The 26576-nt window shown below is 42.0% G+C and carries 26 protein-coding genes; 15 read left to right on the top strand and 11 right to left on the bottom strand.

Going from position 1 to position 26576, the window contains the following annotated elements:
* The first annotated feature begins 27 nt into the window (after positions 1-27).
* The 4 genes from M2273_RS16740 to gldD all read left to right on the top strand — a co-directional run bounded on the left by M2273_RS16740 (position 28) and on the right by gldD (position 2161).
* The gene (locus M2273_RS16740; protein ID WP_429398844.1) at positions 28-498 is read left to right on the top strand and encodes a hypothetical protein; all 471 of its coding nucleotides are present in this window, start codon (positions 28-30) and stop codon (positions 496-498) included.
* 21 nt (positions 499-519) lie between these two features.
* The gene (locus M2273_RS16735; protein WP_429398842.1) at positions 520-684 is read left to right on the top strand and encodes a hypothetical protein; all 165 of its coding nucleotides are present in this window, start codon (positions 520-522) and stop codon (positions 682-684) included.
* Positions 685-752: 68 nt separating this feature from the next.
* Positions 753-1553 carry a shikimate dehydrogenase family protein gene (locus M2273_RS16730; RefSeq protein ID WP_429398840.1) on the top strand — a complete coding sequence of 267 codons (801 nt, stop codon included), beginning with the start codon at positions 753-755 and terminating at the stop codon, positions 1551-1553.
* A complete protein-coding gene (gldD, locus tag M2273_RS16725) occupies positions 1550-2161 on the top strand; it encodes a gliding motility lipoprotein GldD (RefSeq protein WP_429398838.1) in 612 nt (203 codons plus the stop codon). The genes M2273_RS16730 and gldD overlap by 4 nt, the downstream gene beginning before the upstream one ends.
* A gap of 40 nt (positions 2162-2201) precedes the next feature.
* Here gldD and M2273_RS16720 read toward each other — a convergent pair whose 3' ends face one another.
* Positions 2202-4181, bottom strand: a complete 1980-nt coding sequence (locus M2273_RS16720) for an alpha-ketoacid dehydrogenase subunit alpha/beta (RefSeq protein ID WP_429398836.1) — start codon at positions 4179-4181, stop codon at positions 2202-2204.
* A 59-nt stretch (positions 4182-4240) separates the two neighbouring features.
* On the opposite strand from M2273_RS16720, the gene M2273_RS16715 reads away from it, so the two are divergent.
* Complete coding sequence (locus M2273_RS16715; RefSeq protein ID WP_429398834.1) at positions 4241-5098, top strand: DUF4198 domain-containing protein; 858 nt, start codon at positions 4241-4243, stop codon at positions 5096-5098.
* A 132-nt stretch (positions 5099-5230) separates the two neighbouring features.
* Here the strand turns inward: M2273_RS16715 and M2273_RS16710 are convergent, their stop codons facing one another.
* Positions 5231-6274, bottom strand: a complete 1044-nt coding sequence (locus M2273_RS16710) for a hypothetical protein (RefSeq protein WP_429398832.1) — start codon at positions 6272-6274, stop codon at positions 5231-5233.
* Positions 6275-6536: 262 nt separating this feature from the next.
* On the opposite strand from M2273_RS16710, the gene M2273_RS16705 reads away from it, so the two are divergent.
* The 8 genes from M2273_RS16705 to M2273_RS16670 all read left to right on the top strand — a co-directional run bounded on the left by M2273_RS16705 (position 6537) and on the right by M2273_RS16670 (position 14942).
* On the top strand, positions 6537-7592 hold the full coding sequence (locus M2273_RS16705; RefSeq protein WP_429398830.1) for an AAA family ATPase: 1056 nt from the start codon (positions 6537-6539) through the stop codon (positions 7590-7592).
* 112 nt (positions 7593-7704) lie between these two features.
* Positions 7705-8586, top strand: coding sequence for a DUF58 domain-containing protein (locus M2273_RS16700; protein ID WP_429398828.1), 882 nt, complete (start codon positions 7705-7707; stop codon positions 8584-8586).
* Between the two features lie 2 nt (positions 8587-8588).
* Positions 8589-9551, top strand: coding sequence for a hypothetical protein (locus M2273_RS16695; RefSeq protein ID WP_429398826.1), 963 nt, complete (start codon positions 8589-8591; stop codon positions 9549-9551).
* Entirely contained in the window at positions 9548-10549 is a 1002-nt protein-coding gene (locus tag M2273_RS16690; protein ID WP_429398824.1) for a vWA domain-containing protein, read from the top strand. The genes M2273_RS16695 and M2273_RS16690 overlap by 4 nt, the downstream gene beginning before the upstream one ends.
* 4 nt (positions 10550-10553) lie before the next feature.
* Positions 10554-11594, top strand: a complete 1041-nt coding sequence (locus M2273_RS16685; RefSeq protein WP_429398822.1) for a vWA domain-containing protein — start codon at positions 10554-10556, stop codon at positions 11592-11594.
* Positions 11591-12340 carry a tetratricopeptide repeat protein gene (locus M2273_RS16680; RefSeq protein ID WP_429398819.1) on the top strand — a complete coding sequence of 250 codons (750 nt, stop codon included), beginning with the start codon at positions 11591-11593 and terminating at the stop codon, positions 12338-12340. Before M2273_RS16685 ends, M2273_RS16680 begins: the two co-directional genes overlap by 4 nt.
* An 18-nt stretch (positions 12341-12358) precedes the next feature.
* Entirely contained in the window at positions 12359-14176 is a 1818-nt protein-coding gene (locus tag M2273_RS16675; RefSeq protein ID WP_429398817.1) for a BatD family protein, read from the top strand.
* Position 14177: 1 nt separating this feature from the next.
* On the top strand, positions 14178-14942 hold the full coding sequence (locus M2273_RS16670; protein WP_429398815.1) for an SH3 domain-containing protein: 765 nt from the start codon (positions 14178-14180) through the stop codon (positions 14940-14942).
* 101 nt (positions 14943-15043) lie between these two features.
* Here the strand turns inward: M2273_RS16670 and M2273_RS16665 are convergent, their stop codons facing one another.
* From M2273_RS16665 to M2273_RS16650, 4 genes are all read right to left on the bottom strand, one after another.
* Positions 15044-15931 carry a PfkB family carbohydrate kinase gene (locus M2273_RS16665; RefSeq protein ID WP_429398813.1) on the bottom strand — a complete coding sequence of 296 codons (888 nt, stop codon included), beginning with the start codon at positions 15929-15931 and terminating at the stop codon, positions 15044-15046.
* Positions 15932-16147: 216 nt separating this feature from the next.
* Positions 16148-16885, bottom strand: a complete 738-nt coding sequence (locus M2273_RS16660; RefSeq protein ID WP_429398811.1) for a heavy-metal-associated domain-containing protein — start codon at positions 16883-16885, stop codon at positions 16148-16150.
* 108 nt (positions 16886-16993) lie between these two features.
* A complete protein-coding gene (locus M2273_RS16655; protein WP_429398809.1) occupies positions 16994-17512 on the bottom strand; it encodes a helix-turn-helix domain-containing protein in 519 nt (172 codons plus the stop codon).
* A 381-nt stretch (positions 17513-17893) separates the two neighbouring features.
* Positions 17894-19840, bottom strand: a complete 1947-nt coding sequence (locus M2273_RS16650) for a YfbK domain-containing protein (RefSeq protein WP_429398807.1) — start codon at positions 19838-19840, stop codon at positions 17894-17896.
* 79 nt (positions 19841-19919) lie between these two features.
* Here M2273_RS16650 and M2273_RS16645 point away from each other — a divergent pair, with 79 nt between their 5' ends.
* Entirely contained in the window at positions 19920-20492 is a 573-nt protein-coding gene (locus tag M2273_RS16645; protein WP_429398805.1) for an RNA polymerase sigma factor, read from the top strand.
* Positions 20482-21846 carry a carboxypeptidase-like regulatory domain-containing protein gene (locus M2273_RS16640; RefSeq protein ID WP_429398803.1) on the top strand — a complete coding sequence of 455 codons (1365 nt, stop codon included), beginning with the start codon at positions 20482-20484 and terminating at the stop codon, positions 21844-21846. The genes M2273_RS16645 and M2273_RS16640 overlap by 11 nt, the downstream gene beginning before the upstream one ends.
* A 440-nt stretch (positions 21847-22286) precedes the next feature.
* On the opposite strand, the gene M2273_RS16635 is transcribed toward M2273_RS16640, so the two are convergent.
* From M2273_RS16635 to M2273_RS16615, 5 genes are read right to left on the bottom strand one after another with little or no spacing between them, the layout of a single operon-like run.
* Entirely contained in the window at positions 22287-23018 is a 732-nt protein-coding gene (locus M2273_RS16635; protein WP_429398801.1) for a DUF4197 domain-containing protein, read from the bottom strand.
* Between the two features lie 39 nt (positions 23019-23057).
* On the bottom strand, positions 23058-24068 hold the full coding sequence (locus M2273_RS16630; RefSeq protein ID WP_429398799.1) for an inorganic phosphate transporter: 1011 nt from the start codon (positions 24066-24068) through the stop codon (positions 23058-23060).
* 20 nt (positions 24069-24088) lie between these two features.
* On the bottom strand, positions 24089-24739 hold the full coding sequence (locus M2273_RS16625) for a DUF47 domain-containing protein (RefSeq protein ID WP_076371689.1): 651 nt from the start codon (positions 24737-24739) through the stop codon (positions 24089-24091).
* Positions 24740-24787: 48 nt separating this feature from the next.
* Positions 24788-25852, bottom strand: a complete 1065-nt coding sequence (locus M2273_RS16620; protein ID WP_429398796.1) for a sensor histidine kinase — start codon at positions 25850-25852, stop codon at positions 24788-24790.
* Between the two features lie 10 nt (positions 25853-25862).
* On the bottom strand, positions 25863-26561 hold the full coding sequence (locus tag M2273_RS16615; protein ID WP_429398794.1) for a methyltransferase domain-containing protein: 699 nt from the start codon (positions 26559-26561) through the stop codon (positions 25863-25865).
* Between the last annotated feature and the right edge of the window lie 15 nt (positions 26562-26576).

Here is a 26576-nt window from a genome sequence, read left to right as displayed (position 1 = left end):
GTTTTATAATTTAATTAATAACTCTTAATGGATTTACAAGACCAGATTATTCAAGCTGCCATACTGGAAATTGAGCAAAAAAGCTGGGGAGCTACAGAACAATATATGCAAATTCATGATGTGGTAAGAATTAATGGGATTCCAAAGATTGAAAGGGTTGATTTAAAAAATGAGGACGAAGGCGCAATTGCCTATCTTCCTGTAGAAGGGGAAAGATTTTATCTTGCTATTTATTTTGATACTGTTCCTGAGGTTTCAATCAGGTATATAGGAACAGAAGATTATACTAAGATTTATTTGCGTGCCACTTCAGATACACTTACCTGGCAGGAAATTACCGCAATGACAACATTAAAAGCAACTGAAACTTTTAATAAAGGGGACAAAAGAAGATCTGGTACGGCTGTTTATAAATACAGTTGTGCTAACTATGAACCTAATCCTGAGCCGGACACCTTTGAAAATAAGCTTAAAAATTTACTCGATTATTTAGAGTAAGACAAAAAAGGTGTAGAAGCTTTGGTAAACAATACGGATGCATATATACAGGTTGATAAAGATATTCATTACGGAAATGGTCTTATTGGTGGTCCGCATATTGATATTTTAAATATCAACCGCATGGCCAAAATGAAATTGGAGATTTCTTTTAGTCAGTATGTTACAGGTAATCCTTTTAAATAGATATTTATAAGGGTTATTAAAAATAAATCAATAATTATCTTTAGCTGTTTTCTTGCTAATATTACCACATGAAACAATACGGACTTATAGGATATCCGCTTTCACACTCTTTTTCAAAGAAGTATTTTACCGAAAAATTTAAAACCGAAAATATTGAAGACGCGGTTTATGATTTGTACCCGCTTGAAAATATCAAAGACCTGCAGGATCTGCTTGATGAAAATCCCAACTTGTTAGGAATAAATGTAACCATCCCGCATAAAGTGGCGGTGTTGCCCTATCTTGATTGGATAGAGCATGATGCCCGCAAGGCCGGTGCGGTAAACTGCATTTGCGTAATTGCTGAAAGCCCATTGCAGGCGGCTTTTACGGGCGAGGTGGGCGTACAAGGCCATGATTTCAGGCTGGAGGGTTACAATACAGATCTTTACGGTTTCGAAATGTCGATAAGGCCATTAATTAAAGATACCAATGATGAAGCACTGGTACTTGGCGATGGCGGGGCGGCACAAGCTGTGAAATGTGTGTTGGAAAACCTGGGCATCACCTATAAAACGGTTACCCGCAAACCTCATCCTGATCATATTTTATTTAGCGACCTTAAACCGCACCACATAAAACAGCACAAGATCATTATTAATACCACACCGGTTGGCACATCGCCTAAAATTGATGAATGCCCGCCCATACCTTATGAGGCCATAACTGATGGTCATTTGTTGTTCGACCTGATATATAATCCCGAAGAAACTTTGTTTTTAAGAAAAGGGCGTGAACAGGGGGCTGTTACCAAAAATGGCTACGAAATGCTTGTTTTGCAGGCCGAAAGATCATGGGAGATATGGAATGCAAAAGATAACCGCCTATGAAATATATAGGTTTAATGATCATAGTAATGATATTTTTTGCGGCTTGCGGTGGTAACCACGATTATTCGCCGAAGCCGCGGGGGTATTACCGCATTGTTTTCCCAAAAAAGGAATACCAGGATTATAATGCGGGTTGCCCGTATACATTCAGCTACCCCAAATACGCCTTTATTGAACCTGATAAAACCAAAGGCGCAAAACCCTGCTGGGTAAATATGCAGTTTCCGCAGTTTGGGGCCACGCTGCATTTAAGCTACCAGCCCGTAACATCAAAAAAAGTGTTTAATGAACTGGTGGAGGATGCTCGCACATTTGCCTTTAAGCATACCGTAAAAGCCACCTCTATTGATGAAGGTGTGATCAGCTTTGCCGACCGTAAGGTTTATGGTATTTACTATACCATTGATGGCAACGCGGCATCATCGGCACAATTTTTCCTGACCGATAGCACCAAAAACTACTTGCGTGGAGCGCTCTATTTTAATACCGAGCCCCGCCTTGATTCCATACAACCTGTGCTCAATTTTATAAAAAAGGATATGGAGGTGATGATCAAGAGCTTTAAATGGAGAGCTCCCTACCCCCCTAAAGGGGGAACTTTTGATTAGTGCGACCGCTTAGAGCTCCCCCTTTAGGGGGCTAGGGGGCCTAATACGCCAGCAATTTCCCCACTGTTCCTTCCAGCCTTGCCTTAGCCAAAAACTGGTCTTCCAATGCTTTGTTCATGGGGATGGCAGTATCCAGGCTGCCGCAACGCATTACAGGGGCGTCCAGGTATTTAAAACAATGCTCAGCAATATGAGCGGCTATCTCCGCACCGAAACCGCTGGTTAAAGTATCTTCATGCAAAACCAAAGCGCGCCCGGTTTTCTTTACGCTTTTTTCTACCGCCTCCTTGTCCCAGGGTAGTAGGCTGCGCAGGTCAATGATCTCAATAGATTGTTCAGGGTGATTTTCTGCATGCTCTAAAGCCCAATGTACGCCCAGTCCAAAAGTAATAATACTGGCCTGTTCTCCCTGTTTTACAATATTGGCCTTACCTATCTCAATCAGGCAATCATTGTCAGGCACTTCACCACTGATGCTGCGGTAAAGGTATTTGTGTTCGAAGTAAATTACAGGGTTGGGATCATCAATAGCAGCCAATAACAACCCTTTGGCATCTGCCGGGAAAGCTGGGTATACCACTTTAAGTCCGGGAGTTTTTGTAAACCAGGCCTCATTGCTTTGCGAGTGAAAAGGGCCTGCACCCGTACCCGCACCGGTTGGCATACGTATCACCATATCAACGCCCTGCGCCCAGCGATAATGGGTTTTGGCCAGGTTGTTAATGATCTGGTTAAAGCCACAGGTAACAAAATCGGCAAACTGCATTTCAACAATGGCTTTGTAGCCGTTTAGCGCCAAACCCATGCCTGCCCCTACAATGCCCGACTCACAAATAGGGGTGTTACGCACCCGGCCTTTGCCAAATTCTTCAACAAAGCCCTGGGTTATTTTAAAAGCCCCGCCATATTCGGCAATATCCTGACCCATGATCACCAGATTGGTATGTTTGCGCATAGCCTGCCTTAATCCATCGCTTATAGCATCAATATACCGTTTGCTGGTTGCTGGTGACGCAGACGGTTGTGCGGCAGGGAACTGATAAGGCTGGTACATATCCCTTATTTCGGTTTCTATATCCGGAACAATATCAGCCTCGCTGTATACCTTTTCAAATTCCGATTCGATGAGCGTGGTCATTTCCTTTTTGATCACCGGGATCAATTCGGGCTGCAGCACACCTTCGCTCAATAAATAATTTTCAAAGTTAGTCACCGGGTCTTTACCTTCCCACCACTCAAATAAATTGTGCGGAACATACTTGGTGCCCGAAGCTTCTTCGTGACCCCTCATCCTAAAGGTCATGCATTCCAGCAACACCGGTCGTGGGTTTTCACGAATGCTTTGGTTAATATCTTTGATGGTATGGTAAACTTCCAGTATGTTATTGCCATCAATTCTACGGCCCTCTATACCATAACCTATAGCTTTATCCACCAGTTTAAGGCAGTTATATTGCTCATTAACCGGGGTTGAAAGACCGTAGCCATTATTCTCGATCAAAAATATAACAGGCAATTTCCATACTGAAGCGATATTGAGGGCCTCATGAAAGTCGCCCTCGCTGGTGGCTCCTTCGCCTGTAAATACCAGGGTTGATTTTTTCCGCTCTGATAAAACATCCGCCAATGCAATGCCATCGGCAAGGGCCAGCTGTGGCCCCAGGTGCGATATCATACCGATGATCTTATATTCCTGCGTGCCAAAATGAAAGGACCTGTCGCGCCCCTTGGTAAAGCCTGATGGCTTACCCTGCCACTGCGCCATTAATCGCGAAAGCGGGATATCTCTCGATGTAAAAACGCCCAGGTTTCGGTGCATGGGTAAAATATATTCGTCGCTTTGCATGGCCAGTGTACTGCCAACAGCAATAGCTTCCTGCCCTATTCCCGAAAACCATTTGCCAATGCGTCCCTGTCGTAACAGGATCAGCATTTTCTCCTCAACCAGGCGCGGCAGCAACAATTTTTTGTAAAAAAATGTTAAATCTTCGTTATTAAGGTTTTTACGGTCAAAAATCATAGCGTAAAACTACTGAAGTTTTTAAAACTTTGTATGTTTGATGATCCTATCTAAAAACTATGAAACGAATCGGTTTTTTATTGTTCGCGTTATTATTGATCATTGGTTTTGCGGCCAGTTCTCAGGATTATTTTTTATTGCCCCAAAGTTTTTATCTGAAAAAAGGCGATAAGCTTAATCTGCATTTATTGAGTGGCAATGAATTTCAAAAAGACGCGGAATATAAATACGAGGCCGGCAAGATCTCGAAATTTATGCTGTATGAAGGATCAAAAAAAACTGACCTGAGCAAGGCTCCGGCTCCGAAAGACACATCGGCCAACATACTTAATTATCAGTTTGAAAACAGCGGTTTAGCCTTGATAGAACTGGTGAAAAGTGAAAGCATAGAATCTGAAAGAAACAAATTTTTAAAATACCTGGATAACGAAGGACTGGATAAGATAGCCGAAGACGCTAAAAACAGTAATCAGCAGTATTTTGTTGAAAAGTCAAACCGCTATTTAAAAACATTGATTGCTATTGATAAAGCTAACGGTAAAGATTTTGATAAACCGCTGGGCGAAGATTATGAAATAGTGCTGCAACAAAACCCATATAAGGCCAGCTATGGTGATGATGTGACTGCTCAAATACTATTTAAAGGCAAGATATTAAAAGATGCCGTTGTTATAGTTTATGTAAGAACCATTAACGGCAATGTGTTTCCGCAAAAGTTAAGTTCTGATGCCCTGGGACAAGTTTACTTTAAACTGAGCCGTGAGGGTATATATATGGTTAGTTCAGTACATGTAGAAACATCTACCGATAAAAATGCTGATTTTGAAAGCTGGGGCTCTACCTACACCTTTGCTTTCAGCAATGCCGATAGTAAACCTAATACTTACAGGGAATTTGGTTTGGGAGATAAACATTAAGTTGGTTAGGAAAACATAATTTGTCATTCTGAGCATAGCGAAGAACCTACTCTTCAATATGCATGTCTGCGAATAGATCCTTCGCTACGCTCAGGATGACCAGGTAAAAAATGTAATCACCCTCATCATTACTCAAAAAGCAATATATCCAAACGTACTTAACTGCCTGCTGCTCCTGTTGGCATCTGTAATGATCAAAGCGCCTTTTCTGTAAAGCGTTATACCTTCCCAATTATTTTTTGGTGCCGGGAAGGCTGATGTAACCTGTTTCCAGTTAGTATCCTTACGGTTATCGAGCATTACAATACGGCCGTAGCTGGTGGTTTTTGCTTTTAAATAGTCGGGGTTACTGGTCAGGCTGTCTTTCAGATCAGGGATAGTTTTTTTAATTTTTTCTTCCTGGTTCTTTATGATATCGTTGTTCAGGTAGGCATTATAGTCGCCGTTCCAAAAGTAATTGATGCCATAAATTTTATCATCGCTGGTAGTGGCAATATCTGTTATCCTAAAATAAAGCGATGGCGTTTTTATTTGTTCAACCTTTTTAAAAGCAGTATCAATTAAATACCCGCTGCCACCTTTAGGAGCTCCGTTAAACTCGTAATATGCCAAAAGTTTTTTTTCTTTAGGCAGCCAGGTCATGCTTTCAAATCCGGCGTTTTCAATATGAACCGGTCTTTTAAGCGTTATGAAATTCAGCGGGTCAATTGTCAGTATATTTTTAGCTGTATCAAGTTTTCCTTTCAGCAAAAAGCAGTAGTCAGAGGTATCATTGGTTTCTATGGACAAGTAGGCAGTATTGTTGAATAAGGCTATAGCTTCGAATCCCTCATACCAGGTTTTTACTGAATCGGGTAGTTTATTCAGGTTTTTAACGCTGATGGTTCTGTAGCTGGTTAGCGAGGTGTCTTTACCATCTATAACCCTACCTATGCTGTCGGCCAGTATGCTATATATAAAAAAGTCGCCGTCAAGTTTGGTTTCTTTGCGACTGCCATACTGCGGTTCCAGATAAAGCCGGTTATTATACATGGTTATGCCCGAGTACTCCTCATTTACACTGTTAATACTGGGTGGTAAAGAAATGGGTTTGAAGGAGCTTTGAGCGCTTACGCCGATCGAAGTGCATGTAGTTACCGCTATCAGCAGTACATACCAGTAATAGTTTTTATACATAAGGCAGGGGTTAATATATAGCATAAATATAACTTATAAATCATATTCATTAAGATATAATGTGATGCACAATATATTGATCGTCAAACTATATGCGTTTAGTTTTAACATTTAAGCCAGAATTAAGCTTTAATGCCTGCTATAACATATATATTTATGGCCGCAGATGAAAATTTAACAAAATTTAACATTTAAGCACCGTTTTTTTTTGGCGAAAAAATGATTGTGTGTTTAAGTTTGCCTACCGAATTAAAAAGATTGCATGGAAGAATTAAAAAGTAATACCGAAAACGTTTCATCAGGCACAATTCCTGGTAACTTATCGTATTCAACCGATATCAGGGCACTGAATGAAATGATACAAAAAGAAAGTGCATTTATCGATCTGCTTAAAATGGAGATGGATAAAGTGATCATCGGACAAAAATATATGGTAGAACGATTGCTGATCGGTTTATTGGCCGATGGCCATATCCTTTTAGAAGGTGTTCCCGGGTTGGCAAAAACGCTGGCCATCAACACGCTGGCAAAAGCCATACAGGCCGATTACAGCCGTATCCAGTTCACTCCCGATCTTTTACCAGCCGATTTGCTGGGTACCATGATCTATAATCAAAAAAAGGAAGAGTTCATTGTTCGCAAAGGACCGTTGTTCTCCAACTTTATCCTGGCCGATGAAATAAACCGTGCTCCCGCCAAAGTGCAAAGCGCGTTATTGGAGGCTATGCAGGAACGCCAGGTTACTATTGGCGATAATACTTTCCCGCTACCTAACCCTTTCCTGGTACTGGCTACGCAAAACCCCATAGAGCAGGAAGGTACATACCCATTGCCCGAAGCACAGGTTGACCGTTTTATGCTGAAGGTAGTTATCAATTACCCGGATAAGGAAGAAGAAAAAAGAATTATCCGTGCCAATATATTACCTAATGGTATGCCTAAACCTACGGCCATCATTAAACCCGAAGAAATTGTACGTGCCCGTAAAATTGTAAGGGAAGTATACATGGACGAAAAAATTGAGCAGTATATTATTGACATTGTTTTCGCTACCCGTTACCCTGAACAGTTTAAGCTGGCTCATTATAAAAATCTGATCACCTTTGGCGCGTCGCCAAGGGCGAGCATTAACCTGGCGCTGGCTGCCAAAGCTTACGCCTTTATTAAACGCAGGGGATATGTGATCCCTGAGGATGTGCGTGCCATCTGCCATGATGTGTTGCGTCACCGTATAGGTTTAAGTTACGAGGCCGAGGCAGAGAACATTACCAGCGAAAATATAATCACAGGGATTTTAAACGCGGTAGAGGTGCCGTAGCCTCACCTCGGCCCTCTCCAAAGGAGAGGGCTTTAAAAGGAATTACACCTAATTATTAAAAATGCTGATCAAAAGTCTCACCCTTCAGGGGGAGATTTAGAGGGGGCTCAATATGGCTAAGGATACCAAAGAACTGCTTAAAAAAGTAAGGAAGATCGAGATCAAAACCCGGGGGTTAAGTAACCACTTATTCTCGGGCGAATATCATTCGGCTTTCAAGGGCCGTGGTATGGCTTTTAGTGAGGTGCGTGAATACCAGTTGGGTGATGAGATAAGAACTATTGACTGGAATGTTACCGCCCGCTTTAATCACCCTTACGTTAAAGTATTTGACGAGGAACGTGAACTTACCGTAATGCTGCTCATGGACGTGAGCGGCTCTGAAAATTTTGGTACCCAAAACCAGCAAAAGCAGGATTTGGCTACCGAGCTTTGCGCAGTGCTGGCATTTTCGGCCATACAGAATAACGATAAGGTGGGGGTGATCTTCTTTAGCGACAAGATCGAGAAATTTATTCCGCCTAAAAAGGGCCGTACCCATATCCTGATGATCATCAGGGAACTGATTGACTTTAAACCGGAGAGTAAGGGCACCAATGTTGCCGAAGCCCTGAAATATTTTACAAGGGTTATCAAGAAAAAATGCACGGCTTTTATTCTCTCCGATTTTATAAGCCCCGGTTTTGATGATGAATTAAAGATCGCCAATAAAAAGCATGACATCATCGCTTTAAGGCTGTATGATAAACATGAAGAAGAGTTCCCGAACCTGGGCCTGATCCCGATGAAGGATGAAGAAACCGGGGAGCTGTTATGGATTAACACCTCCGACCAGGCCGTGCGCAATGCCTTTAAAGCAGAAGCATTGAAAAGGAATGGCTTGCTGAAAGAAACCTTCCGAAGATCAGGTGTTGATTTTACCAGCGTGGGTACACATGAATCATATGTAAAGCCATTAATGACATTATTTAAAAAGCGGGAAGGCAGAAGATGATTATGCGGAGTTTTAAATACACCCTGATCCTGTGTATAGTACTAATGGGTTCTTTTTATAAGGCCGGCGCGCAAAGCATCAGGGCCGAGGCCAAGCTCGACAGGGCAGTGATACTGATAGGCGAGCAAACCCAATTTCATTTGAGCGTTAAATTCCACGTAAAGGATAAGGTTGATTTCCCGGTGTTAACGGATACCATCAGCGGTAAAGTTCAAATTGTAAGCGTTAAGGCCGATACTACATTTGATAAAGAGGATGTAAGTATGGAAACCATCAGAAGGAGTTATACCATCACTTCGTTTGATAGCGGCGATTATGTGATCCCATCATACGCGTTCCACGCAACGGGCGGCGATTCTAAAACTGAGGCATTAAGGCTGCAGGTATCGCCGGTAGCGGTTGATACCACCAAAGCTATTTATGATATTAAGCAGCCGCTTGCCATAAAATATTCTTTGTGGGACTGGCTGCGCGATAACTGGCAATTGGTGGTTATTGTTTTAGGAGTTTTACTGGTGATTGGCGCGGTTATTTACTATTTACGGAAAAGACCTAAAAAGGAAGTTATTGTAGAAGCTCCCAAATCTGTTATACCAGCCTACATTACCGCTTTACAAAAACTAACCGAACTGCGTGATAAAAAACTATGGCAGCAGGAACAGGTAAAACAATACCATACGGAATTAAGCGATGTGATACGCGAATACTTAGAGAACCGCTACACCATACAGGCACAGGAGCAAACATCTGATGAAATATTTGCCAGTCTGCGGTACATGGATATTACCGAGGAGAACAGAAACATGCTGCGCCAGATGCTGATCCTGGCCGATTTGGTGAAGTTTGCCAAGGAAAAACCGTTGCCTTATGAAAATGAGCAAAGTCTGGATAATGCTGTGGCTTTTGTAAACAACACAAAGCAAGTGATTCAAGCACCTGTTGTAAAGGAAGAGGATAAGAAATGAGCTGGTTAAACGGAATCGAATTTGCCCATCCCGGATTTTTCTGGTTACTGATCATCATACCCTTAATGGTGAGCTGGTATATATGGAAACAGCGCCAGCTGCAAGGGAATTTAAGTGTGCCTACGCTTAAGGGTTTCACTATTAAAAAAAGCAATATAGCCCCTTACAGGCACTCGGGTATTGTATTGCGATCATTGGCCCTAATTGCGTTAATAGTTGCGCTGGCCAGGCCGCAATCGTCATTAAGCTGGCAAGACAGCACTACCGAGGGTATTGATATTATGATAGCCTCAGATATATCAGGCAGTATGCTGGCGGAGGATTTTAAACCCAACCGGTTGGAAGCCGGCAAGAACATCGCTATTGACTTCATAAAAAACCGCCCCAACGACCGGATTGGCCTGGTCGTATTCAGCGGTGAAAGCTTTACGCAATGTCCGCTAACTATTGATCATGATGTACTGATTAACATGTATGCTGATATCAAAAACGGGATGATTGAGGATGGTACCGCTATTGGCATGGGCCTGGCAACCGCGGTGAACCGCCTGCGGGGCAGCGAAGCAAAAAGCAAAGTGATCATTTTGCTTACTGATGGTTCAAACAATGCCGGATCGGTACCACCCATTACCGCTGCTGAGATTGCCAAACAATTTAATGTAAGGGTGTATACGGTAGGGCTTGGTACTAACGGTTATGCGCCGTATCCGGTTCAAACGCCTTTTGGGGTTCAATACCAGCGCATGAAGGTTGATATTGACGAGGGTACACTATCAAAAATTGCCAGCATAACGGGGGGTAAATATTTCAGGGCCACCAATAACGAAACGCTGAAAGAAATTTATACCCAGATAGATAAACTGGAAAAAGCTAAAATTGATGTAACCCAGTACCGCAAAAAAACAGAAATGTTTTTGCCATGGACCATTATAGCCCTGGTATTGTTATCACTTGAATTTTTATTAAAAAACACCCTGTTTAAAGGGGCCTTAACTTAATAAAATGCTACGTTTTGCACATATAGATATTTTATGGGGACTGCTGGTAATTCCGGTTTTTATCCTGCTGTTTTTAGTGGTAAGTCGCTGGAAAAAGAAGGCTGTTGCCTCCCTGGGGGATAAAAATGTAGTGAAACTGATGATGCCCCAGGTTTCTTTTTCAAGACCATGGCTTAAGTTCATCTTTTTCCTGGTAGCGTATGCCAGTTTAATAGTAGCCATGGCCGATCCGCAGATGGGTTCCAAAACCGAGGAAGTAAAACGCAAGGGCGCCGATCTGATGATCCTGCTGGATGTATCAAACAGTATGCTTGCACAGGACCTGGCCCCAAACCGCCTGGAGAATGCCAAGCAAGCCATTGCGCAGTTGATTGATAAAATGCATGACGACCGGATAGGTATCATTGTTTTTGCAGGTCAGGCCTATGTACAATTGCCGGTTACTACTGATTACTCTGCAGCTAAGCTGTTTTTAAATACCATCAATACCAATATGGTGCCTACGCAAGGTACAGCTATTGGTGCGGCAATAGACCTGGGCATGAAATCGTTTGATTTTAAGAACGGGACCGGTAAGGCTATGATCCTTATAACCGATGGTGAAAACCATGAGGATAATGCAATTGAGGCAGCTACACTGGCTAAAAACAAGGACGTAGCCATCAATGTAGTAGGTGTTGGTTCTGCTGAAGGTGCACCTATACCCATTTACAAGGACGGGCAACCCGCAGGTTTCCATACCGACAGCGCGGGTAAACCCGTTGTAAGTAAGTTAAATGAGGATATGTGTAAGGATATTGCAGCGGCGGGTAATGGCGTGTATGTAAGAGCCAACAATTCCAACAGCGGGTTAAGCATTGTGATGGACCAGATAGGTAAAGTACAGCGTAAAATGTACGATAGCAAAACTTATAAGGATTTTGAAGATCGTTTCCAGTTTTTTGTGGCCATTACGCTGGTGTTATTGATGATAGAGTTTTTTATCTCGAACCGCAAAAATATGCGCTTGAGCGGGTTGAAATTATTTGAAGTAAAAAAGCCATGAAGCAATTTATCATAGTTGTATTATTAGTACTGCAAGCTTCTTTCCTTTTTGCCCAGCAAGAAAAAAAGTTCATCAAAAAGGGTAATGAGCTATACCAGCAGCAAAATTATAAAGATGCCGAAAGCAGCTATAGGCTATCAGTTGGTAAAAAAGACAAAACGGTTGAAGGTAACTTTAACCTGGGCGACGCCCTGTACAAGCAAAAGAAATATGCCGAGGCCGGTGCGCAATTCAATAAAATTGCATCCTCATCAAACAATAAAGAAGTGTTGGCCAAAGCATACCATAATTTAGGTAACTCTCTGCTCGACTCCAAAAAACTGGAGGAAAGCATTGCCGCCTACAAAAAATCACTGCTGAACAATCCGCAGGATGATGAAACCAGGTACAACCTGGCCTATGCTCAAAAAAAGCTACAGCAACAAAAGCAACAGGACAAAAAGAATAAGGACGATAAGAATAAAGATAAGAACAAGAACGATAAGGATAAGAAGAATCAGGACGATAAAAATAAAGATAAAGACAAGAAGGATCAGGACAAAGACAAAAAGAACCAGGACGACAAGAATAAAGATCAGGATAAAAAAGACCAGCAAAATGGTGAGCAGCCACAGCCAAATAATGTATCCAAAGAAGATGCGGAACGGATGCTGGAAGCCCTGAACAACGATGAAAAACAAACGCAGGATAAGCTGAAAAACAAAAAGTTAAAAGGGGCTAAGGTGAATATTACAAAAGACTGGTAAGCGTTAGTGTTGTAAACAATGAAAAAAAAATATTCCATATTATTGCTGTTACTGCTTCAGGTAAGTTTGCTTTTTGCTGCCGATATAAAATTCACCGCATCGGTTAGTAAAACTGAGGTGGGTACCACGGAGCAGTTTGAGGTTACTTTTACTGTAAATGCTAATGGCGACCGCTTTACTCCCCCTTCGTTCAATGGTTTCCTGGTCGTATCCGGTCCTAATGTGTCTACCAGCATGTCGGTTATCAATGGCAATGCCTCGTCGAGCATGGCTTATAGTTATGATCTGATTGCGGTAAAAGAAGGTACCTATACCATTGGGCCTGCAACTATAGTGGTAAACGGCAAAAAACTGAGCACCAATCCCATAAAAATTAAAGCGGTTAAAGGGCAGGCTGTTCAGCAAAATAATAACGCGGCCGCGCAAAGTCAAAATGGTCCTAATAATGGCGTAACCATGCACCAGCCCGGGACTGATATCGCCAAATCATTATTCATTAAGGCGGTGGTTGATAAAAGCCGTGTTTACCTGGGCGAACAAATAACCTTAACTTACAGGTTATACACCAGGGTGCCCCTTGTTGGTAGCGAGCCTGAGAAATTACCCGATCTGAATGGATTTTACAGTCAGGATATTAAAAACCCCGATCAAAATGTACACTGGCGTACCGAGACTTACAAAGGCGTAAAGTATAATGTTGCCGATATGAAGCAAAGTATCCTTTTTCCGGAGCATGAAGGCGACATTACTATTGATGGCATGTCCATGTTTTTTGTGGTAAGGGAATCTGCAGCATCCCGCGATCCGTTCGATCAGTTTTTTGATTCGTACAATGATGTTAAATACAAAATAAAAAGCGCCCCGGTAGTTGTACACGTTAAGCCCCTGCCTCAGGGTAAGCCCGATGGCTTTGGCGGTGCCGTTGGTCGCTTTTCTATCAGTACCGGTATAGATAAAAAAGAGCTTAAAGCCAATGAGCCCCTCAACTATAAAATAAAAATTTCGGGAACAGGGAACCTTAAACTATTGAAACCATTAAGTCAGGAGTTCCCGGCCGATTTCGAAAAATATGACCCTAAAACGGTTGATACCATTGCCGAAAAAGAAAGCGGAGTATCAGGCAGCCGTGTGTATACTTATCTGCTGATACCGAGACATGAAGGGAATTTCAATATTGAGCCTGTAAAATTCTCTTATTTTGATCCTTCAACCGGCAAATATGTAACACTGCCAACAAAGGCGTTCTCTATAAAAGTAAATAAGGGATTGTCTGAAAGTAATGTTACCGCTTATTCAGGTGCTGATAGGCAGGATGTTAAAATGCTGAATAAGGACATCCGCTATATTAAAACCGATGGTGACGATATCATCAAAAAAGGCGAAGGGTTTTATGGCTCGGGTTTATATTATAGCCTGCTTGCCTTTGGGCCGCTTTTGTTTTTAGGAGCTTTGACCTATGGTAAATGGGACGAAAAGAACAACAGCGATATTGTTAAAGTAAAAAGCCGCAAGGCCGGTAAAATAGCAGCCAAACATTTGGCCAGCGCGCACGCGCAACTATCGGCCAATAATTCAAAAGCATTTTATGAAAATGTGTTTAGGGGCTTATATGGTTATTTAAGCGATAAACTGAATATTGCTGCAGCTGATTTGAACCGTGAAAGGATAGCTACCGAACTAAAAATCCGGGCGCTTGATGAAGGGTTGATCAATGAACTACTGGATACGCTTGATCTGTGCGATATGGCCCGTTATGCACCTGTATCGGGGATATCTGAACAACAGATGTTTGACAAAGCAAAAAATATGATCAATGACATTGAAAATAAAATATAACATGATCAAACGAATCATATACCTGTTGCTGCTCATTGTATCGCCATTATTAGCTTTTAGTAATGATGATGCAGCAGCTGCGCTGTTTAAAAAGGGAAACGAACAATATGCCAAAGCCCAATATAAAGAGGCTATAACATCTTACCAAAAGTTAGTGGATGGTGGTTATCAGTCAACGGCGGTTTATTTTAATTTGGGTAATGCCTATTATAAAACAGATGATATCGCACCGGCATTGTTGTATTATGAAAAGGCGCATAAGCTTTCGCCGGGCGATGAGGATATCCGCGTTAATATCCAGCTGGCCAACTTAAAAACCAGCGATAAGCTGGATGAAGCTCCGGAGTTTTTTATAAGCAAATGGTGGCATGCCTTTATTTTAGGAGCTTCGTTAGGTACATTGGCAGTGCTGAGCGTGTTGTTCTTTCTGGCTGGTTCACTCGTTTTTATCCTTTACAGGTTTACCAATTCGGTCAGCGTGAAAAAGATCTCTTTTTATACCGCTATCCTGCTATTGTTTTTTGGTTTGGCTACCATTTTTGTGGCCGCAAGGCAAGCCGACTATTTTGAAAGCCATCGGCAGGCCATTATTTTTAGTAGTTCGGTGACCATAAAAAGTGCACCGAGTAATACTTCAAAAAACTTGTTTGTGCTGCATGACGGAACCAAAGTTGATATTTTACAGCACAGTAACGACTGGGTGAAAATAAGACTATCCAACGGTAACGAAGGCTGGATAAGCGCTACTGATGTAAAGGAAATATAAGTAAACTATTTTGTCATGCTGAACAACGTGAAGCATCTATTCTACGATAGGCACGTTCAATAATAGATCCTTCGCTGTCGCTCAGGATGACAAATTATAATTTAGTAACTAAAAGTCTTTTGCCCAATTTCCAGCAAATTCATTACATCCTCCTTAGTACCGGTAAACGGCCCTGATGATTCTATTTTAAAGCTGGCCATAGCCGCGGCAAACTCTCCGGCCTCCTGGAACAAAGCGCCTTTGGTACGCTGATATAAATAGCCAGCCATGTAGGTGTCGCCGCATCCGGTAGCGTCAACAACAGCAGTTGGTATGTAGGCAGGTACATTATAAAAAATACCATCAGCATAAATTACAGAACCCATGCTGCCCAGGGTAACTACCACTTCTTTAACACCCCAATCGGCCAATACTTCAGCGCCTTTCTTGATGTCTGTAAGCCCGGTAAGCGCTTCCAGCTCGTGCTCATTCACCTTTAAAATATCAATGTATTGCAAAGCTTCTTTTTTGGCCGGCCAGTCAACAGCAATTACATTTTTGTCCTCAACCTTGCGTAAATAACCTTGTGCATCTAACGATACCCTGCCCCGGCTGCTTAGTTCTTTGATCAGATTAACCGGAATGTCATCAGCAAGCAGCGGACCTAAATGGAATATACTGGCATTGATACCATTCAATTGCTCAATAGTAAAAGGATCGGCCTTTTGTAATACCCTTTGGGTACGATGATCCTGATTACCTGAATAAATGTTTTCGAAATATACAGTATGCGCACAGGTAGAAGCATGTACCTCGGTGCCTTTTGCGCGCAGGGTTTCAACAGTATGCATTTCGCTTTCGGCAAGCGAAGTTACCAGTGTATAGCTCACATCCATATTGCGGATGGCGCTTGAAAAGTAAAATGATGTGCCACCGGCCATGTGTGCCACCGCCCTTGGTGTAACCACCTTATCTAACGTAATATGCCCTATGCAACAAATATCGTACATGAAGTTTCTGTTTATGATAAATTGCCCTCCGTACGTTTATATTTTGGGCAAACCGCAAATGTAGGGAATAAGATGGTTTTTAACGTATCGGTACATTAACATGTAAAATAAATGACATTTAAGTAAGTAAAACTATAGTTACTCCTGGCAGTGTGTTACATTATTCAAAAGCAAAGGCCGATATGATGGGAAGACCTTTGCTTTTGAATGTATGGCTTAAAAAACACTAAATAATGTTACTGCACTCATCACAATCATCAAAGCGTCTTCCACAATGGTAACCGTGCTCATGGGTAAATTAAAAACAGCGCCGAGACATGCGCATTGTATCTTTCTTTTGTTCAGCACGCTTTGCAGCACACCTATCAGGCTCACGCTCATTACTATAAAGGTGATCAAATTTACGGTGAACGGTTGAATATCCAGGGCAAAGGCCAGGCCTAAGCCCAGTTCGATAAAAGCATAAATATATCCCCACTGCCTGAAACGTTTGGCTATAATATCATACATGGAGTAGCTATCCGCAAAGCCCTGCAGGTTAAGTAGTTTAAAAAAGGAGAACACCAGGAAAAAGCCGCTCATGAATATGCGCATGGCGGTCATGGTCATAAAACCATGCGCGGTGTAACCAGCAATAAGCGCTATGGTTAATATATAGCCAAATATCAGCAGTATGGGTTTGTAGGTAGCCAGCCATGATCTGCTTTCGATATCATCCATTTCCATACTGGCCATGTGATTGTGCGCAGCCTCGCTTAGCTGATATTTAGGAAAATCTTTTAAAGCATCCTGTAATGCTGATGTAGGGACATGCCGGCCCATGGTAATATCGGCTGTGCCCTCGGCAAGTGAAATATCTACGTTCCGCACGTCTTTTACCTGCGAAAGCAAGGTTTGGACTTTATGCTGGCAGCCGCTGCAGGTCATGCCGGCTATTTGATAAGTATGTGTCATTTGATTTAAATAATTAAATTGATAACACAAATTTACCCGCCGAAGCCCCTGTAGACTTTACAGAATTATAGATGGATTTTATAAGATTTCACTTCGTTAAGAGATAGTTTACACATCGTCGAGATTTTGACGGTGATGTATCTGCAGGCTTTTAAACTTTGAGGGTGTCATGCCGGTTACCTGCTTAAATTGTGCCGAAAGGTGAGCCACGCTACTATACCCCATCAGGTTGGCTATTTCTGACAGATTGAGCTCGTTATAAACCAGCAGCTCTTTTACCCGTTCAATTTTTTGGGCGATGTAGTATTTTTCAATAGTAGTGCCCTCCACCGCCGAAAATAAATTGCTCAGGTAGCTGTAATCGTGGTGCAACTGATCTGTTAATATGGCTGAGAGTTTTAATGGAGTTGACGTATCGGTATAATGCACCAGCTTAATGATCTGTGTTTTGATCTGCTCTATGAGGCGGCTTTTCTGGTTGTCAATAATTTCAAATCCTAAAGCGTTCAATGCTTTTCCCAATCCATCGAGTTGCTTTCCTGTTGGATTTTCGTTAAGGGTTATCTCACCAAGTTCTACACTCAGTGGCTCGACACCGGCTTTTTCCAGTTCGGTTTTTACCGCCATTTTACAGCGGTTGCATACCATATTTTTAACGTAGAGTTTCACAGATTATAAATGTGGTGCAAATTACGGATAAACTTATGGTACAACAAAAGCCCCTGCATAAGCAGAGGCCTTGTTTTACAGGCAGGTGATACAAATCAGCCACATTCCCCTTATTGATCCTGTATACCTGGTTCTGCAGTAGTTTTAATGTGTTTAACGATAAATGCTCCCGAGTACCTTTAATTAAAAACAAATCTTGAATGTCATTTCGAATGAGGAACGAGGAGAAATCTTATAAAATGTACAAAGGGCGAATAATGCAAGTAGTATAAGATTTCTCTCTACGTTCGAAATGACATCTATTTTTTTACCCATTGAAAATTCTAATCGATAAACACATTAATTTTCTTCGTCAGATGCCAGTACTTTGCCCGGACTTAGTAGTTTGGCACTTTCTGCCAGTTTTATAAATTCGGCGCGGTAACCCTCGGTGTCCTCTCCTTTTGCGGCGCGGGCCATTTGTATGGCCTGGTCATAGCTTGAATGTTGTTTAAACTGCGAATCACGTAACACCATACCAAACTCAGCAACAGCGGCCGCGAACCTAAAATCAATTGATGTTGCTTTTAACGCTATCGGAGTATCTTTAACGATAACCTGGCTCACTTTACTAACTGATGAGGTTGGTTGTTTGTACCTGAATTTAATGGTCAGCATTTCGTCGGTAGTGCTTATATAGGTAACAGGTTTTGGTTTTTGATATTTCAACGGATCAACACTGCCCGAATAATCATCCTTAATTCCGGCTGGCACTATTTCATAAAACGCGGTTACCGTATGACCAGAACCCATATCGCCGGCATCTTTTTTATCATTGTTAAAATCCTCTTTGTTTAAAGCGCGGTTCTCATAACCCAGCAGGCGGTAGGCCTGTACTTTGGCCGGGTTAAATTCTACTTGCAGCTTTACATCTTTGGCAATGGTAAATAAGGTGCCTCCAAATTCGCTGATCAGGGTTTTGCGGGCTTCGGTAATATTATCAATGTAGGCATAATTACCATTACCCTTATCGGCAAGGGTTTCCATTTTGCTGTCTTTATAATTACCCATCCCGAAACCTAAAACAGATAACGATATGCCACTTTCACGTTCCTTTTCAATCAGTTTTTCCATATCATCATCGCTGGATGCGCCAACATTAAAATCACCGTCGGTTGCCAGCATCACGCGATTATTGCCGCCTTTCATAAAGTTTTCCTGTGCAATTTTGTAGGCCAGTGTAATACCAGCTCCCCCGGCTGTAGAGCCGCCGGCTTGTAAATTATCAATGGCATTGTTTATGGTGTTTTTTTTATCGCCGGTGGTGGCTGGTAATACCACGCCGGCTGCTCCGGCATAAACCACAATAGCAACTCTATCCAGTGGTCTTAATTGGTTAACCAGCATTTTTAATGACGACTGTACCAACGGCAATTTGTTAACATCATTCATCGATCCCGAAACATCAATCAGGAACACCAAATTTGAAGCGGGCAGTTTATCGGTAGCAATGGTTTTAGCTTTTAAGCCGATGCGAAGTAAACGATGTTTGCTGTTCCAGGGTGCGGAAGATAGTTCGGTATTAATGGCTACAGGTTCATTGTTGGTTGGACCTGGTATGTTGTAATGAAAGTAATTGATCATTTCCTCAATCCTTACGGCATCGGCAGGCGGCAACTGCCCGTTATTGATAAAGCGCCTTACATTGCTATACGAGGCTGCGTCAACATCGACAGAAAAGGTAGATAAGGGTTCGCTGTCGACAGTTTTAAAGCCATTTTCGTTGATGCCCTTATAGCTTTCATCGTTTTCTGTCGGAGGGGGCATCATTCTTGCATCAGCCGTTATATAACCATTTGAGGACATTTTGCTTTTGCTGACAGCAATCCCGGCTACCTTGCCAGCCAGCTTTTGATTAGCTGAAGCAGGTGCCTGATTGATGGTTGCTACACTGCCGGTAATGTTTACTTTTCTTTGCGTTCCATAACCTGTCACTACTACTTCGTTAAGTGTTTTAAATGATGCTTTGAGGTAAACATTTATGGTATTGCTTTTACTTATTTTAATGGTTTGAGGCTCAAACCCAATAAAACTGAATGTTAAACTGGTTTTACCCTCCGGTACGTCAATGGCGTAGTGCCCTTTGGTGTCTGTTTGTGTGGCAATACGGGTACCTGTTACTAATACCTGTACACCCGGCAATACCGAGCGGGTATCATCATAAACGGTTCCGCTGATGTGACGGCTGCTGGTTGGCTTAAAGCCTGTTAAGCCCGCAAGTATCAGAATGAATAATAGCTGTTTCATAACATTTTTGTTTTTAATAAGGATGTATGCAACTGTTAATTTCCATAAACGATTTAAAAAATTTATTTTGCGCTTTTTAATGGCCAATTCTATCAAACCAAATAAACAAAGCTCATCAACCGACGATGAACTGCTATCTATTTATCGTAGTAGCGGTGATGTTGCAGTTTTAGGGCAACTGTATGAAAGGTATATGCCTTTAGTTTATGGCGTTTGTTTAAAATACCTGAAGGATGAAGAATTGGCAAAGGATGCGGTGATGGGGATATTTGAAGAGTTGGTGACCAAAGTTAAACAACATGATATCAGCATATTCAGGAGCTGGTTATATGTACTTGGGCGCAATTATTGCTTAATGCAATTAAGGGCCGGTAAAAAATTAGAAACGGTTGCTTTGGATGAGGTTATGGAATTTACCCCGCTTTTGCATCCTGATGATAATAACCGCGAAGAAGCTTATAACGCTTTGGAGCGTTGTATTGATAAACTAACCGGGGCGCAAAAACAAAGCATTGATTTGTTTTATTTAAAAGAGAAGTGCTATAAGGAAGTGGCAGATGTTACCGGTTTTAGTTTAAATGAGGTAAAAAGTTATATACAAAACGGCAAACGAAACCTGAAAATTTGCCTGGAGAAGAACAGTGAGCAATAAAAAAGTAGACATAGCGCAGATCAGGAAGTACCATAACGGGGAGCTTAGTGCCACTGCCATGCATAAGCTTGAACGCGAGGCCCTTGACGATCCATTTTTGATGGACGCGTTAGAAGGATATGAAACTGCCGGTAAAGATCAGCAGACTAATCTTAATGAGCTATCTGAACGATTGGAACAGCGTACCAGTGTAAAAAAAGCTCGCATTATTCCATGGAAGATATTGTCAATAGCCGCGTCAATTATTGTGGTATTAACTATTGGCGGCTTGTGGCTTAAAAAAACACCTCCGGCAGAGAAAATAGCCAATATTGCGCTGCCCGTCCCTGATAAGACCAAGGTTGAACAATCAAAAGACACTTTAAAAGCGCCCGCTGCTTCTGTTGCACAAGCTCCGTTAATTACACAAAATGCGAAACCGGCCGCCGTATTAAAACCGGCCGGTAAGCTAAGCGATAAGGCCTTATATCAGCAGGAAATATCAGCGAATGATAGTAAAGTTGCTTCTGATTCAAACTATGGGTACACGGCGAATGAAACGCCTCCGGCCGCGCCAACAATTAAACTGCAGGAAGAGAAAAAGGATAATACGCAACAACTAAGCGAGGTTGTGGTCATGAACTATAATCAGCAAAGTAAACAGGATAGTCTGGAAAAGGCCGAATTGGCCAGGGGAAAAGCAAGATCTTCCGCAGCGACTATCGACTCAAAGTTGCAGGGTAAAGTAGAGGGTTTAACGGTAATTACATCAAAAGATTCAAAAACGCAATTTGGCCCCGGACACATTGCCGGTACTAATATTTCGGGCATCATTATTTCAAAGGATGATGGTCAGCCTGTGATCGGCGCCGCTATACGCATTAAGGGAACAAATAAATCAACAGTAACCAATACCAACGGGTATTTTGCTTTACCCGTGTCAGGAAATAAAGAAACATTGGATATTGCATCTATTGGTTATGAGCACAAGCAGGTAAGTGCAAAAGGAGGTGATAGCTTAAAAGTAGAACTCGATCAGATTAAAGGTGCCCTTAGTGAAGTTGTAGTGACTAAAAAAGATGCAAATGATGAACCCGCCGCTGAAAGTGCACATCCGCAGGATGGATGGAGTTCGCTTAAAAAATATTTACAAACAAATGCCTTTTTAACCGATGGTACAACGGGGAGTGTAAGTGTTGCTTTTACTGTTGATACAGATGGTAACCTTAGCGATTTTAAAATTAAAAAGAGCCTGAATGCCACTGCTGATCAAAAAGCTATCGATCTGATTAAGGCTGGCCCTTCATGGGTTGGCAATAACAACCGCCAACCTGAACAGGTTACGGTTAAGGTGAAGTTTCAAAAACAAAAATAAGCTTAATATAGACATTGCCTCCCAACTCGTCATTGCGAGGAACGAAGCAATCTTTATGCTATACAGAGCGAATATGCCTATAGCAGACCCGCTCTTGGCCGCGGGTGGGCCAGTTACTTTGTAGCCACAAAGTAACCAAAGGGCTTTCCGCAGAAATGCTTCTTTGCCGCACAAGGCCTTCGCCTCGCAAATCAGCCAGAACCACGGGCTGCTTAATTTTGCCGCCACTTTCGTTCGCTCATAGCCATCGCTTCTGGCAAAATTGCTAATGCCCCTGCAGTCGCACAAGTCCAGCATGTTCTGTCTGCTTTCATCCGAAGCTTATCTGCTGACGGGAAGAAAAGAAATAAGATTTGTGTTTCATGAAAGGGTTATTGACCATAAACAAAAAGCGCGATGGTGATCACCATCGCGCTTTTTGTTTATGCTATATTTCCTTATCAGGATTTTTTCTTCTTATCAGCAAAAGAGAACACTTTTTGCAGTAATGGTGTGGTACGTGCGCCCAAATTTGAGCGGATGTTCAGTTCTTCTTTCGCTATCTCTACAAATAAACCATCAATGGCTTTTTGAGTTACATAATCGCTGATATCGGGATTAAGTTTGGATACGAAAGGTACCTTGTTATATGCAGTGGCTGCATCTGTGTAGTATTTTGTAGCGTTTACTTTATTCAGGCTGCCCTGTATCACCGGTTTAAATTTAATAGATAATTGTGAGGTGGTAGTGCGCTTAAAGTATTGAGTTGCCGCATCCTGGTTACCTAATAAAATGTTGGTGACATCCTGCAGTGTCATTTGCTTAATGGCATCAACAAAAATGGGTTTCGCTTGCTTGGCTGCGTCTTCGGCAGCACGGTTAAGTGATAATATCACGTTATCACATAAACTGTTCAGGCCAAGTCCGCGCAATGTTTTTTCGGCCTTTTGAGCCTCAGGAGGGAAGAGGATTTTAATAGCCGCGTTACCAAAAAAACCATTCAATGCCGATAGTTGGTCAGAGCTTTTGCCAGTGCCAATTTCAAGGGCTTGTTTAAGGCCATTGCCTATCTCTAATGTTGATGGGGTTCCCTGTTGTTGCACAGCTGCCTGTGCTGCCTGGTTCAGTGTATCACAACTGGTTAATGTTATAAACACTAACAAAGAGGTTATTACTAAAATTTTTGATCTCATAAGCGGTTAAAATTATTAAAAAGTTACTGCCACAAAAAATTACCCTATCACCTTTAATAGAGCGAATACGCCACCAGCAATAAGGGCCGATATAGGGATAGTAATGATCCAGGCCCAAACCAGGTTAATAGTTACCCCCCAGCGCACGGCCGAAACCCGCTTGGTTAAGCCTACACCTATAATTGAACCTGTAATAGTATGTGTGGTTGATACCGGGATACCAAATCTTTCGGTAATGAACAGGGTTATTGCACCTGCGGTTTCGGCACTTACACCTTCAAGTGGTGTAACCTTGGTGATCTTTGATCCCATGGTTTTCACGATCTTCCATCCGCCCGACATGGTTCCGGCAGCAATGGCCGAATAACAAGCCAGCGGGATCCACTCAGGCATTGGCGCACCGCTTTTAATTACGTTTGATGTAACCAGGGTTACATATAATATACCCATTACCTTTTGCGCATCGTTACCACCATGCGCGTAACTTAATGCTGCAGCCGAAACTAATTGCAGCCTTTTAAACCAGCGCTCAGCAACGGCAGGTTTTGCCCTTTTACAAATGTGTAGTATGGCAATAGTAACCAGGTAGGCTATAAGCAAACCAATAAACGGCGCTAACACGATATAGGCTATAATGGTTAAAACGTAGTGCATTTCAATAGCGTTTAGCGGATTGGCATGCATATAAAGCGCATTGGTCATACCGGCGCCGGCAAAACCACCAATAAGCGTATGGGATGAACTGGAAGGAATCCCGAACCACCAGGTGATCAGGTTCCAGGATATGGCTGCTATTAAACCAGCCAGTATAACGTGAATAGTTACATAATGCTCTAAAACTATTTTTGATACAGTTTGAGCCACAGAGTGTTCCTTTATAAAGAAATAAGCAATAAAGTTAAAGACCGCTGCCCATAACACCGCTTGAAAAGGTGTTAGCACTTTGGTTGATACTATAGTGGCAATGGAGTTGGCTGCATCATGAAAGCCGTTGGTGTAATCAAAAATAAGTGCAAGGGCAATAACAACAACAAGTAGGGAAGTAACCATTTAATGATGATTAGGTATGCTTAAGCGTTTTTAACTAAAATTGATTCCATAACATTTGCTGCATCTTCGCACATATCAGTAGCGGTTTCAAGGGCAGCAAGTATTTCTTTATATTTTATTAGGCGGATAGCATCCTTTTCGTACAGGAACAGATCGGCCACGGCGCGGTCAAAAACATAATCGGCCTGGTTTTCCACGCTGTTTATCCTGATGCATGAATCGGCAATATTACGTACGTTCCTAAGGTCCTTTAGTTCCTTAACCGCTTTTTCCAGGTCAATACTGGCTTGCAATATCAGGTCAGACAGTTTACGGATATGCTCGTTAAAGTCGTCAATTTTGTAAAGGCTCATGCGGTTAGCAGCCCCATGAATATAATCAGCCACATCATCAATCGCTGTAGCTAATGCATGTATGTCTTCGCGATCAAAGGGGGTAATAAAGTTTTTGCCCAGTTCCAGGTATATCTGGTGGGTTAACTCATCGCCCTTATTTTCTAATTTATCAATCTGTTTATACAGTTCCTCCTGGGTGGCGGGGTTATTGGAGTTAACAGCCTCAACCAATACCGTAGCCATGGTAACTACATTGCTTGCCGCTTGCTCAAATAAAGGAAAAAATATTTTTTTGTCCTTGGGTACAAAATATTGGAATATACTGTTAAGTGACATAATGCTTTAAATTGGGATAAAGGTACGGTTGCTTATGTTAATTTAATGTTAACTTTTTAGCGCTGGTATGTGGGGAAAGGGTAAGGTTTGTTTAACAATTTGCAAGGTAAATCCAAATGTTGAACCAAGCCCCTCGGTGCTGCGCACATTAATAGTTTGCTGGTGGGCTTCAATAATATGTTTTACAATGGCCAGCCCCAACCCCGAGCCGCCAATTTGCCTTGATCTGCTGGTGTCTGTGCGGTAAAAGCGCTCAAACAGACGCGGAAGGAACTTTTCTTCAATACCAATGCCATCATCGGTCACTTCAACTAAAACCTGGTCATGCAATACAAAAAGGCTTACGGAGGTGCTGCCTTCTTCTTTGCCATACTTAAAGGAATTATCAATCAGGTTAACCAGCACCTGCCTTATTTTTTCACGGTCGGCATATACCAGGATGCCTTCATCGTATTTTTGTTTAAATATTAATTTAATATGGTATTGCTTGCCTTTTATCTCCAATGATTCAAAAACCTCTTTAATAAGATCATTGATCTTGAATTTGCTGTAATTGATAGGTATTTCGCCCGATTCAAGTTTAGAGATCTCGTCAAGATCCTTGATCAGATAGCTTAAGCGATCTACATTTTTTGATGCCTTATCCAAAAATTGACGGGCCATTTCGCGGTCGTCAAAATCATCATCCTGCAGGGCTTCAATATAACCCTGTATAGCAAAAAGTGGGGTTTTAAACTCATGCGATATGTTTGACAGAAAGTCGCGGCGGAATTTTTCCTGTTTACGCAACTCGTCAATTTCTATTTTCTTTTGTTTGGCCCATTCCTTCACTTCCTCTTCCACATCATTAATGGGGTTGGCGCTTACATGCTCGCCCAGTGCATCGCGCAGATCGCGGCCCAGTTTTAAATTGTGAATAAGCTTATAAATAAGTTTTATACGGGAGTAAATGTATTTTTCAATGAGGTAATAAAAAACTACATAGCTGGTAACCAGTGTGGCTACAAAGGTCACCATTACATCATACCACTTATGTTGAAAATAAAAGTTAACAGCTGATAGCGTTATAGCCACGCCCAGGGCGGTTATTAAAACCAGTACACGCAAATTCATATCCGTAAAGTTACGATTTGTAGACAATTAACTGCCAGCGGAATGGCCAATGCCATGTTAAATTATAGTTATCAATTTCTGCATTTTTTAATAAAGCCACTAATTCCCCTTTTTTGAAGGCTCGTTTTACAGAAAGCGGGCCATCATTACGCACCATTTTGTTGCGGGTGAGCATATGGGTTATGGCCATAACGCCATAATACAATAACCAATGCCGGTGCAGATCAGTAATGATGATGCCTTTACGTGCCGATGCCTGCATGTTTTTGATGAGCTTTATCCAGCGTTCATCGTCAAAATGATGGGTAAATAAACTGCTGATGATGATGTCACATGGCCTGATGCGGTCTGCATCATCAATAACATCGGCTTGTAAATAGTCAATGTTATTAAGCCCGGCTGATGCTTCACGTGCAAAACTGATGGCCGCCGGTGCTGCATCTACCCCTGTTAATTTTAGCTTTAGGTTATTTTTAGCAGCCCACTTGTTAATGGCAATTAAGGTGTCGCCACCGCCGCAGCCCCAATCGCTTATGGAGTAACTTGTACGCACGGGGAAGTCTTTTAAGGCTTTTATTAAGCTGTTATGCCCGCCAAACCATGCGTTAACCTTGCCTAACCCTATCAAAACGGGTGCGATCTCACTGTTAGGTAGGTCAAAATCGTCCATTATTTCAGCGTCGAAGACACGCATTTTTAAATCAGCCATGCAATAGATACGTTA

This window comes from Mucilaginibacter lappiensis (genome assembly GCF_050433765.1).
GTDB lineage: Bacteria > Bacteroidota > Bacteroidia > Sphingobacteriales > Sphingobacteriaceae > Mucilaginibacter > Mucilaginibacter lappiensis_A.
Note: the sequence above shows the minus strand (reverse complement) of the source record. Positions and strands in the feature narration are given on the sequence as shown.